Origin of the sequence: Tenacibaculum sp. Cn5-46 (assembly GCF_022347705.1) — a bacterium.
In the GTDB taxonomy this organism is placed as follows: Bacteria; Bacteroidota; Bacteroidia; order Flavobacteriales; family Flavobacteriaceae; genus Polaribacter; species Polaribacter aiptasiae.
In genome coordinates this window covers 94,551-105,139 of the sequence record NZ_JAKRGD010000001.1, presented here as the reverse complement: position 1 = coordinate 105,139, position 10,589 = coordinate 94,551, and the positions used below count along the sequence as shown (strand labels likewise).

Genomic DNA, 10,589 nt, shown 5'->3' with positions numbered 1-10,589 from the left:
ATTTCTAATTATTAAATACTACATAAGCGTTTAAACTTGTAGCGATTGTCATCCAAACTAAATAAGGCAATATTAATAGTGTATAAAATTTCATTTTTTTTAAATACTCAACGGTAAAATACCCTATTAACAGCCACAATGCGGTTATTATAATTAACCCTAAAACTGTATAATGCTGATTGAAGAAGAAGTAATTCCACATAACATTCAAGATCCATTGAACCATGTATAGATATGCAATAAGAAACCCTCCTTTAGTTAGTTTGAATTTGAAGCTTAAGTTGGTCATATAAAATGAAAAACAAAACATGATAAAAAACCAGGCTGCTCCAAAAACCCAGTTTGCTGGCGTCCAAGGCGCCTTATTTAACGATTTGTACCAATCTGTTTGGGGGCCATTATTCATTAACCATACCCCAACGATTAATGCCAAAAAGTTTAAACTTAAAAAAATTAAAAAACGGATAACTTTACTAATTCCCATAGACTTTTGTTTTAAAATGATTAAATATTAACTGTATTGAAAACAATAAGTTAAATGCATAAAACACATCTTCAAGGGGAATCGTAAATAATCGAACATTTATATTTTCTGAGTTGTTATACCAAACAACTGGACTCTCTATAAAACTTCCTGTTAAAATTCCATTTACAATAAAAAAAGGAACTAAAATTATCAGAAAACTTGGAAAATATTCTTGTAACGCAATTAAATGCTTTTTTAAACTATAAAGCATTAATGATAAAAATAATAAAAAATTTACTACCGTGTAAGTTTTATCTAAATTAAATATCAATAACCAAAAAACAATTATTATCGACACCACACTTATGATAATAGTCTGTGTCCTAGACAATTTTAATTTTGGCTGATAAATTCTTAACATCTCATGCGTAAACAAACACGCATAAGGTATGCAGATAAAGAACATCCATTCTTCTATTGGCATTTGCAGTATTTTCGCTCCTAAAAAATAGGTATTGTTAAATCCCCAAACACCATAATTTGTAAAAATTGCATCCCAAACTAAAAAAGGGATCGCAACTATAACTATACTGAGAAAAACAATTTTTGCGTACTTAATAAAGTGTATCTCTTTTTCAAAAATACTATAGAGTAAAGGTATACTTATACTTCCTAAATTTAATATTAAATACAAGTAACTGCTCATTGTCTTTTCTTAAAATATTTAAATGGCACGAATAACATACCAAAGCACTCTCCTTCTTCTTTACCTAAATGTTTGTGATGTATCTTATGTGCTTTTCTTAAACCTCTTAAATATCTATTCTTTGTATTCTTAAACCAACTAAATCTTCTATGAATTAATACATCATGTATTAAAAAGTAAGCTACTCCATACAACAAAATACCCAAACCAATGAAAAACAGATAATTTAATTCAGGTCTAATTCCAAAGTAAAATAGTAACATACTTGGTATTGCAAAAACCACAAAAAAGGCATCATTTTTCTCGAACACATGCGGATAACCTGGTTGATGATGATCCTCATGTAAAAACCATCCAAAACCGTGCATTACATATTTATGAGTACACCATGTAACGCCTTCCATCATTATAAATGTTAGTATTGTGACAGTTGCAAATATCATTTTAGATTAGTTTTAATTTATATTTCACATAACTTCTAGCCAATAAATTAATTTTCATTGGATTAGAAATTCTTATTCTAGTATCCATAATTTTAGACGATGGAGTAGCTTTCAATTTCTTTAAAAGCTTTTTGTAATATCTATATGCTATAAAAACTCCAAACTTTGCTTCTACTGGTAGCTTTAAGATACCATTTTTAAAAGCGTAATCAAAATCTTCTTCTATTTCTTTAATTATCATTTCTTTTGAAGCATCATTTAATTTTTCCAAATTAACATTTGGAAAATATGATCTATTTAGCACTTCATAATCATCTTTTAAATCTCTCAAAAAATTAACTTTTTGAAATGCCGAACCTAAACGCATTGCTGCATCTTTTAATTCATCATATCGTTTTTCATTTCCATTAACAAAAACTTTCAAACACATTAACCCTACAACATCTGCAGAACCATAGATATATTCTTTATACTCTTCTTCTGTTGTGTATTCTGTCTTATACAAATCTGCCCTCATACTTTTCAAAAAAGCACCTACCAAATTATCTGGGATATTATAGGTATTAACTGTATGTATAAATGAATTCAAAATAGGATTTAGACTAATACCTTCCTTCTTTGACGAGTAATAATCTTTTTCAAATTTTGTTAAAAGTTCTTCTTTATTGTACTGATGAAAAGAATCTACGATTTCATCTGCAAAACGGACAAATCCATAAATATTATAAATAGCTACTCTTACTTTTGGCGCTAACATTCTGGTAGCTAACGAAAATGACGTGCTATATTTTTGTGTAACTAATTTACTACACGAATACGAAACCTCATCAAATAGTTTTTTCATTTTGGTGGTTTTTAATGATTAAATCTGAAGCTATTTTTCCTGAAATTAATGAAGGGGGAACACCGGGTCCGGGAACCGTTAATTGTCCTGTAAAAAATAAGTTCTTAACTTTTTTACTTTTTATTTTGGGTCTTAAAAATGCTGTTTGGGTTAAAATATTTGCTAAACCATAGGCATTTCCTTTATACGAATTATAATCTTCAATAAAATCGTTAACACAGTAACTTTCTTTAAAAATCACTGAATCTTTTAATGATTGTTTTGTTAACTTTTCTAACCTTTTAATTATAATGTTAAAGTATTTTTCTCTTAAAGCAGGCGTATCTTCTATCCCTGGGGCTAAAGGAATTAGAAAAGTAGCTGCTTCTTTATTAGTTGGAGCAAAAGAACCATCGGTTATCGAGGGGAAACTTGCATAAAACAGTGGTTCTTTTGGCCAACTCGGTTGATCATAAATTGTTTTGGCATGTTCATCAAAATCTGTATCAAAAAACAATGTGTGATGACATACATTTTTCAGCTTTTCATTAAAGCCTACATAAAATAATAAAGATGATGGGGCAAAAACTTTCTTTTCCCAATACTTTTCAGAATACTGTCTATATTCTTTAGGCAAAAGTGTTTCTGTATGATGGTAATCTGCACCACTTAATACTACATCAGCGTCTATAAAATTACCATTTACTATCAATCCATTTGCATCTCCTAATGGGTTTACACAAATTTCCTCGACAATAGCTTCAGTTTTGAAATGTACTCCTAATGAAACCGCCAAAGAAACCATCGCTTCTATAACTTTATACATTCCTTCAACAGGATGCCAAGTACCTAGGGAGAAATCGGCATAATTCATAAAGTTATAAAAGGCTGGTGTGTTACTTGGTTTTGCACCCAAGAATAAAACTGGGAACTCTAATATTTGAATTAATTTTTTGCTTTTTATTTTTTTTCTTACCTGCTTTCTAATTGTTGAGAAAAACTGAGTAATTTTTCCAATGGTAACCGGCGTTATTAGTTCTAATGGGGATATACCTGGTTTATAAACTAAATCGTTTATAGATACATTGTAATTATACTCTGCCGACTTTAAAAAACGTTTTAGGTATTTTGAACTTCCTTTTTCTTCTTTTTCAAATACCTCATAAATTTCTTCCAAATTACCGGGTATTGTAATCGAATCAAGAACGTCAAAGTACACTTGATAAGCTGGTGTTAATTTGTTTAATTGATAATAATCAGAAGGTTTTTTATTAAAATCGGAAAAAAATTTCTCAAAAACATCAGGCATCCAATACCAAGTTGGCCCCATATCAAAAGTAAAACCATCTCTTTTATATTGTCTAGCTCTTCCACCTACTGTTGAATTCTTTTCATAAACTTCAACTTCATAACCTGCCTTAGCAAGATAACAAGATGCTGCTAGCGATGAAAAACCTGAACCTATTATTGATATTTTTTTTTCCAATTTTATATATATTATAAATATAACTTAAAAACCATTAACAAAAAAGCAAAACCCGCTCATAAACAACAAGTTAACTATTAAGGTAATAAAACACTATCTATAGCATGGATAACTCCATTAGCACCTTGAACATCTGTTACAGATATCCCTACTGATTGACCTGATGATGTTTCTAGCTTTGCTCCACTAGACAAATCAACAGTAACTTTACCTCCACTAAACATAGTTACCTCTTGATTATCGGTTAACTGATCTGCCTGCACATTACCACCTGCAAAAACATGATATTTTAAAACCGCTTCTAAGGTTGCTATTGGAATATCTGCTAGTGAATTCCATGAAGCATTACTATCCAATAAAGCCTGAAAAGCGCTATTTGTTGGTGCGAAAATGGTATAAGGGCCTGACATTTTTAGCAGAGATACAAAATCGGTTGTATGCCTAGTATCTGTTAGTGCAGCCACAAGAGATGTAAAACCGCTATTATTTAAAGCCAATGTTACTACATCTGCTGGCAACATTACTTTATCTATAATATGGACTACTCCATTAGTTGCCGAGATATCCGTTGCTATTGGTTTTGAATCTCCATTGAATTCAACAGCACCTGTAACTTCCACCTGTAATGAAAGGGGCTCATCATTAGGCCCTGTTGCTAATGTATTTACATAAGTATCTGATAAATCATTCTTCATTACTTTGCCACTTAATACATGATACAGTAAAACTGTCTTTAATGTCTCTAAAGGAATATCATTTAATGAATTCCAAGAATTATTTGAATCTAATAAATCTTGAAAAGCTTTGTTATTAGGAGCAAATACCGTGAAAGGACCATCTGCTTGTAAAGCAGAAACTAAATCGGCTCTTTGTAAAGCCGCAACTAAACTACTTAAGTCAGATGTTTTTATTGCCTTTTGTACAATATCATCATTATCAATAATTACTGGATCATCATCACTACAGGATGTAAACAAACAAATACTTAGAAATAAAACTAAGAAGAAGGGTATCCTCGATAAACTTTTTGTAAATAACATAATCGTATTGTTTAATTAGCGCTTACTCTTTTTATTTATGACCTGATTTTCAGCTTCCTCAGGTTTTGTTTAACCTTTTACTGATTTAAATAAACAAAATTAATTTTCAGTAAAAAAATAGTCTTGACTAGCAAAACACATTTCAAAACTACAAATAATGTTTAACAAAAACAAAAAAAGATTAAACAAAATTATTTTTAACAAAAAAAATTACAATTTATTAAGTAACTCAATTACTGAAGGATATATAGAAATATTAGTCTTAAAATCAATACCAACTACATCCATTGCTTTTTTTCCTACAGCCATTAATTCGTGATCAGTGCCTTTTAACACATCTTCTATTTCATAAAAATAATCCACCACTTTATCATCATAAGGACGCACTGTCATAGAAGTAACAAAACATATTTTAGATTTGCTTTCAAAAAAATAATTCAAATTATTCAACGGTAAACTTTGACCTAAATAAATTGTCTGATACCCTCTTAACACAAGCTCATAATTTAAATACATCAACCCTAATTCATGAACTTCATTTTCTGGTAAAAAAAGCACATAAGTTTTATCAGAATTGACTATTGAATGTTCAAGGTTCTCAATATTTATCTGTATTTTCTGAATAATTAAATTTGAAATGAAATGCTCATGAGCCGGCAGAAGAGTATCTGTTTGCCAAAGCAACCCTATATGATTTAAAAAAGGAACAAAGACATCTTTGAATATATTTCTAAATGTTTTCTTGTGAAGTAATTTATTATAAGTATTATTAAATAAAACTTTATCAAATTGAAACATTGCTATCTTAAAAGAATTGATAGCTTCATCATTTACCGCATACTTAAACGCTAATTCCCTAGCATTAACTTTTATTTGATCATTACTCATCTGAGCAATTTTGGAAATCTTAAAATTGTGCTTATTCAACAACACTACATTTAACAATTTCATTAAGCTCTCAGAAGAATAATATCTAATATTTGTATTAGTTCTGTTAGGCTCTAATAAATTATATCTTTTTTCCCATATCCTAATGGTATGCGCCTTTACCCCTGAGATGTTTTCAAGGTCTTTAATCGTAAATATGCTCTTTATATTGTTCAACTTATTTCAGATAATAATAAACAAATATAGTCAAATTTAAATAAAACAAGTAAATTGATTAATTTTTAAAATAACAATAATTATTTTTGACTTGTATAAATAGCTCTCTTTTTATGATACTATCAACTCAGATACCTATTAAAAAAAATCTCCATAACCCAATTAGCTACAAATCCAAAATAACTTTAATAGGCTCTTGTTTCACTGAGAACATTGGCAATAAGCTTACCTATTATAAATTCAGAGCCATTCAAAATCCATTTGGTATTTTATTTCACCCTAAAGCAATTGAAAGCTTAATTACAAACGCTATCAATGAAAAACAATATTCTGAAAAAGATATCTTTTTTCACAACGAAAGATGGCATTGTTTTGACGCCCATTCTAACTTAAGCTCTATCAACAAGGGAGACTTATTAGACAATTTAAATAACAATACCCAACTAACTCTTGAGAATTTAAAAAATTCATCGCACTTAATTATAACGCTTGGTACTTCTTGGGTATACAGACATATTTCTTCTGACAAAATTGTAGCAAACTGTCATAAAGTTCCTCAGAAAAAATTTTTAAAAGAAATCCTTTCTATTGATGAAATTTATGAAAGTTTAGATGCCATAAATACTCTTATTAAATCTGTAAATAAAAACACTTCTATAACCTATACAGTTTCGCCAGTTCGCCATTTAAAAGATGGTTTTATTGAAAACCAACGTAGTAAAGCTCATTTAATTTCTGCTATTCATCAAATAACTGATAACAGAAAAAACATTGACTACTTCCCTTCTTATGAAATTATGATGGATGAATTACGTGATTATAGATTTTACAAACAAGATATGATACACCCTAATGAAACTGCTATAAACTATATATGGGAAAAATTCAGTAGTATATTTTTTAATGAATTAACCCAAAAAACAATACAGGAAATTGAGAGTATTCAAAAAGGTTTAGCCCACAAACCTTTTAACCCTAAATCAGAAGCTCATCTTAAATTCTTAAATAATTTGGAACAAAAAAAGGAAACACTTCAAAAAGCATTTCCTTTTATTAAATTTTAAATTCAATATTTACTTAACTAAATACTGGTCTACATTTTGCCAAGGACCTCCATTAATTACGTCAATTCCATGACCTTGTAAAAACTGTGTAGCCTGTCCACTTCTTCCTCCACTTTTACACACAGCTATTACTGGTTTATTCCAAGATTTAATTTCTTCAACATTTAAAGGCACCACTGTTAAAACTATATGCTTTGCTCCTTCAGAGTGCCCTTCATTCCATTCTGCTAAAGTTCTAACATCTAAAACTACCGCCCCTTTATTTAAATATTCTTGTATTTCGTTTGTCATATCTTTCTTCCTAAAAAAATTTAATAACCCCATTTGTTTTTTAATTCTTACGACAACAAATGTAGTCCGTTTTCTATTAAAGTACTGTAACTCTTGTTACTTTTTAATTTTTCTAAATAATCTCTCAACTCTTCCTTAACCAAATACTCCTTGTCTAAAGCCAATTCATACAACTCTAAAACCAACAACCAATCTTGAGAAAACTCATTTTTTAAAACGTTAAAAATTGAAATTATTTTATCTTCAGTTACTTTATTTTTTTCTCTAACATCCCTTACTTCTTCATATAAACTATAAAGTTTCTTTTGCAAATCACTATAAATTATTTTATCTGTTTTGGTTTCAGAAACTTTCCCTATATCTTCAAAAGAATCAACATCAGCCGGTCCAGAATAAGCTGAAACCAACTCTTTACCTATTGCCATATCATAAATTCCCCACTCTGGCCTGAATAAGACTTGATCTTGATAAGTTACTGTACAATCTTTTAAAGATATTATCAATATTTTCCCTCTTAAATCACGAGTTCCAGTAATTGCTCTTCCTTTTACAATTACACCACTCTCGAATTCTAAAGTCATTTCTTCACCCTCGTATATTCCATATGCTTTTAAATCACGTGGACTCATATCTTCAATAGGCAAATTAATTCCTTTTAATTTCCCTACAGGACTCCCAAAACCTTCTGCATGGTAACTAATTCCATGACCTATCAATTCCTTATCTCTGTTTGCTAAAGCTGTTGGACCAGTTGTTTGGATATAAGCTACTTTTCCTTTTTTATCTTCTATAACATTAGTAAATATTCCAGAAATTTGAATTCCTGTACTTAACTCAACTGTACCTAAATTTTTAGAGTCTATTAATTTTTCAACACCTTTCAATCCACCAGTTCTCAACGCCATTGTATTGGCAAATTCATTTAACACTAGACTTAAATATGCAAAATCTGGTGTAACAAATAATTGTGGTTGTGGTTTTGTTATATCAAAACTAACATTTGCAGCTTCTATAGAATAAGGCACTTTTTTCACCTCATCTTGCATACACCATTTACTTTCTCCTATTGATGAAAGTAAACCAGCACCATAAATTTTAGGGTCATTTAATTCACCTATCAAACCATACTCTACAGTCCACCAATGTAAATTTCTTATTTGTGCCATTTCTGACATCTCTCCCATGTTATCTTGCAACCATTCTACTTTTTCTTGTGCTTCATCAATTTCTTTCTGTGTAGAATTTGGGTTCTCTTTTAATATGGATAATAACCTAATTGCCTCATACATTTCATAATCTTTAGCTGAAGAAATTGCTTTCGAACCAATTTCACCAAACCTACGTAAGTACTCAGAATACTCTGGATTTGCTATAATTGGAGCATGTCCGGCAGCCTCATGAATAATGTCTGGAGCTGGTGTATAAGCAATATGATCTATAGTTCGCATATCTGAAGCTATTACCAACACATTATATGCTTGAAACTCCATAAAAGCATTTGGTGGAATAAAACCATCTACCGAAACAGCTGCCCAACCAATCTCTTTTAAAATACGATTCATTCCTTCCATTTCAGGAATATTCTCAACCGAAATACCTGTTTTTTCTAATCCATTTACATATGAAGAATGAGCTACCTTACCTAAATAATCTACATTCATTCTCATTACATAGCGCCAAACTGCTTGGTTTTGTGCCGTGTACTCTTCATAAGGCTGTCTTACTACAAATTTATGTAAATGCTTAGGTAATTTTTTCGTGATTTCGTTTAACTCAAAATGAGGCTCCATATAGTTGTTTGTTTTGCTGGGTAAATTTAAGTTTTTTCTAGTTTACAAAAAATCGACAATTGTTAAATTATATATTTTGTACCTTTACTTTTATCACAAAAAATCAAAAAACATGAGAAATCGGGGGAGTTTAAGAATTAGACTTTTAATTGGTGCTGGTATTGCTTTATTTGCCTTAGTAAAGTATTGCTCAAGTGCTGAAATCAATCCTTACACTGGAAAAAAACAACACATATCTATTTCTCCTAAGCAAGAAGTAGCTATTGGATTAAGTAGCGCTCCTCAAATGGCACAACAACATGGAGGCTTATACCCTAGTCAGCAATATCAAGATTTAGTAGATAAAATAGGTAAAAAACTTGTTGACAACAGTATTGCTAAACAATCTGGTTATCCTTTTGACTTTCATTTACTACGAGATGAAAGAACCATAAATGCTTTTGCCTTACCTGGCGGACAAATTTTTATCACTTTTGCTTTATTCTCTAAATTAAAAAATGAAGATCAATTAGCTGGAGTTTTAGGACATGAAATAGGTCATGTTATTGGACGTCATTCTGCTGCACGTATGGCTAAACAAGATTTAACTCAAGGTATATTATCAGGAGCTGCTGTTGGTTTTGATCCTAGTACTGCACAAGGAATGGCTGCTATTGCAAATGTTATTAACATGAAATATGGTAGAAGTGATGAATTAGAAAGTGATGAATTAGGTGTTAAATTAATGGTAGATGCTGGCTATAAGCCGGAAAGTTTAATTGGTGTTATGGAAATTTTAAAAGCCGCTGCTGGTCCTAACAGAACTCCTGAGTTTCAAAGCACACACCCTGACCCTGAGAATCGAATTGAAAAAATTAAAGAAGCCATTCGTAAATACAAGAAATAACTCTTCAAAATGCTTTTAGACTCACTAAAAGCATTTTTTGTAACATTTTTGTACAAACCAATACCCACAACATACAACCAAAAAGTAATAGCCATGAGTTTTGGAGGTCCTGTATCAGCAATGATAACCAATTAAAAAAAACAACAAAAGAAATCGTGTATCTACTTTTGAGAAAATTGAAGGCTATGAAACAGATTCTAACACAAAACTTCATTTTGATAAATCGGCTTCTCAACAACTACTTAACCAAATAAAGAATAAGATTCTAAAAGAAAACCAACGAGCCTTGATTAAAAGGATTATATTTTCTTCCTATCTACTTTAACTTACCTCATATATTTTTAATTAAAATTAAGTAAATAATCCTATTCAATAGACATAATACAATTTCTCCCTTCTTAAAAAGATTTTTTGTCCATCTCTACAAAAATCACTTTGTCGATTTTCATTAACATATGTTAATTTTTTAAAAACTCTTTACATTTTCTGT

General features: G+C 30.2%; 12 protein-coding genes and 1 pseudogene. 3 read left to right on the top strand and 10 right to left on the bottom strand.

Annotated elements, in window-relative coordinates; genetic code table 11:
• Positions 1 to 4 precede the first annotated feature (4 nt).
• From MHN29_RS00450 to MHN29_RS18330, 8 genes and pseudogenes are all read right to left on the bottom strand, one after another.
• On the bottom strand, positions 5 to 484 hold the full coding sequence (locus MHN29_RS00450) for a TspO/MBR family protein (protein WP_235273580.1): 480 nt from the start codon (positions 482 to 484) through the stop codon (positions 5 to 7).
• Positions 474 to 1,172 carry a lycopene cyclase domain-containing protein gene (locus MHN29_RS00445; RefSeq protein WP_235273581.1) on the bottom strand — a complete coding sequence of 233 codons (699 nt, stop codon included), beginning with the start codon at positions 1,170 to 1,172 and terminating at the stop codon, positions 474 to 476. Before MHN29_RS00445 ends, MHN29_RS00450 begins: the two co-directional genes overlap by 11 nt.
• Positions 1,169 to 1,615 carry a sterol desaturase family protein gene (locus MHN29_RS00440; RefSeq protein ID WP_235273582.1) on the bottom strand — a complete coding sequence of 149 codons (447 nt, stop codon included), beginning with the start codon at positions 1,613 to 1,615 and terminating at the stop codon, positions 1,169 to 1,171. The genes MHN29_RS00445 and MHN29_RS00440 overlap by 4 nt, the downstream gene beginning before the upstream one ends.
• 1 nt (position 1,616) lies before the next feature.
• Positions 1,617 to 2,459 carry a squalene/phytoene synthase family protein gene (locus MHN29_RS00435; RefSeq protein ID WP_235273583.1) on the bottom strand — a complete coding sequence of 281 codons (843 nt, stop codon included), beginning with the start codon at positions 2,457 to 2,459 and terminating at the stop codon, positions 1,617 to 1,619.
• On the bottom strand, positions 2,443 to 3,924 hold the full coding sequence (locus MHN29_RS00430; RefSeq protein ID WP_235273584.1) for an NAD(P)/FAD-dependent oxidoreductase: 1,482 nt from the start codon (positions 3,922 to 3,924) through the stop codon (positions 2,443 to 2,445). Before MHN29_RS00430 ends, MHN29_RS00435 begins: the two co-directional genes overlap by 17 nt.
• Positions 3,925 to 4,001: 77 nt before the next feature.
• Entirely contained in the window at positions 4,002 to 4,964 is a 963-nt protein-coding gene (locus MHN29_RS00425; RefSeq protein ID WP_235273585.1) for a fasciclin domain-containing protein, read from the bottom strand.
• Positions 4,965 to 5,174: 210 nt separating this feature from the next.
• A complete protein-coding gene (locus tag MHN29_RS00420) occupies positions 5,175 to 5,852 on the bottom strand; it encodes a B12-binding domain-containing protein (protein WP_317208014.1) in 678 nt (225 codons plus the stop codon).
• A 6-nt stretch (positions 5,853 to 5,858) separates the two neighbouring features.
• Positions 5,859 to 6,068, bottom strand: a pseudogene (locus tag MHN29_RS18330) (MerR family transcriptional regulator); the annotation flags it as partial.
• A gap of 113 nt (positions 6,069 to 6,181) precedes the next feature.
• On the opposite strand from MHN29_RS18330, the gene MHN29_RS00415 reads away from it, so the two are divergent.
• Positions 6,182 to 7,132, top strand: coding sequence for a GSCFA domain-containing protein (locus MHN29_RS00415; protein WP_235273587.1), 951 nt, complete (start codon positions 6,182 to 6,184; stop codon positions 7,130 to 7,132).
• A gap of 9 nt (positions 7,133 to 7,141) precedes the next feature.
• On the opposite strand, the gene MHN29_RS00410 is transcribed toward MHN29_RS00415, so the two are convergent.
• Together MHN29_RS00410 and MHN29_RS00405 are read right to left on the bottom strand one after the other, a co-directional pair.
• Positions 7,142 to 7,423 carry a rhodanese-like domain-containing protein gene (locus tag MHN29_RS00410; RefSeq protein ID WP_235273588.1) on the bottom strand — a complete coding sequence of 94 codons (282 nt, stop codon included), beginning with the start codon at positions 7,421 to 7,423 and terminating at the stop codon, positions 7,142 to 7,144.
• 47 nt (positions 7,424 to 7,470) lie between these two features.
• On the bottom strand, positions 7,471 to 9,213 hold the full coding sequence (locus MHN29_RS00405) for an aromatic amino acid hydroxylase (protein ID WP_235273589.1): 1,743 nt from the start codon (positions 9,211 to 9,213) through the stop codon (positions 7,471 to 7,473).
• A gap of 112 nt (positions 9,214 to 9,325) precedes the next feature.
• On the opposite strand from MHN29_RS00405, the gene MHN29_RS00400 reads away from it, so the two are divergent.
• Entirely contained in the window at positions 9,326 to 10,099 is a 774-nt protein-coding gene (locus MHN29_RS00400) for a M48 family metalloprotease (protein ID WP_235273590.1), read from the top strand.
• 9 nt (positions 10,100 to 10,108) lie between these two features.
• Positions 10,109 to 10,234 (top strand): hypothetical protein, encoded by a 126-nt coding sequence (locus tag MHN29_RS18250; RefSeq protein WP_255689047.1) that lies wholly within the window; start codon positions 10,109 to 10,111, stop codon positions 10,232 to 10,234.
• The last annotated feature ends 355 nt before the right edge of the window (positions 10,235 to 10,589 follow it).

Bases quoted from the DNA above. Each gene is read 5' to 3' on its own strand.
- MHN29_RS00450 (WP_235273580.1), bottom strand. From the start codon at position 484: ATGGGAATTAGTAAAGTTATCCGTTTTTTAATTTTTTTAAGTTTAAAC.
- MHN29_RS00445 (WP_235273581.1), bottom strand. From the start codon at position 1,172: ATGAGCAGTTACTTGTATTTAATATTAAATTTAGGAAGTATAAGTATA.
- MHN29_RS00440 (WP_235273582.1), bottom strand. From the start codon at position 1,615: ATGATATTTGCAACTGTCACAATACTAACATTTATAATGATGGAAGGC.
- MHN29_RS00435 (WP_235273583.1), bottom strand. From the start codon at position 2,459: ATGAAAAAACTATTTGATGAGGTTTCGTATTCGTGTAGTAAATTAGTT.
- MHN29_RS00425 (WP_235273585.1), bottom strand. From the start codon at position 4,964: ATGTTATTTACAAAAAGTTTATCGAGGATACCCTTCTTCTTAGTTTTA.
- MHN29_RS00420 (WP_317208014.1), bottom strand. From the start codon at position 5,852: ATGAGTAATGATCAAATAAAAGTTAATGCTAGGGAATTAGCGTTTAAG.
- MHN29_RS00415 (WP_235273587.1), top strand. From the start codon at position 6,182: ATGATACTATCAACTCAGATACCTATTAAAAAAAATCTCCATAACCCA.
- MHN29_RS00410 (WP_235273588.1), bottom strand. From the start codon at position 7,423: ATGACAAACGAAATACAAGAATATTTAAATAAAGGGGCGGTAGTTTTA.
- MHN29_RS00405 (WP_235273589.1), bottom strand. From the start codon at position 9,213: ATGGAGCCTCATTTTGAGTTAAACGAAATCACGAAAAAATTACCTAAG.
- MHN29_RS00400 (WP_235273590.1), top strand. From the start codon at position 9,326: ATGAGAAATCGGGGGAGTTTAAGAATTAGACTTTTAATTGGTGCTGGT.
- MHN29_RS18250 (WP_255689047.1), top strand. From the start codon at position 10,109: ATGCTTTTAGACTCACTAAAAGCATTTTTTGTAACATTTTTGTACAAA.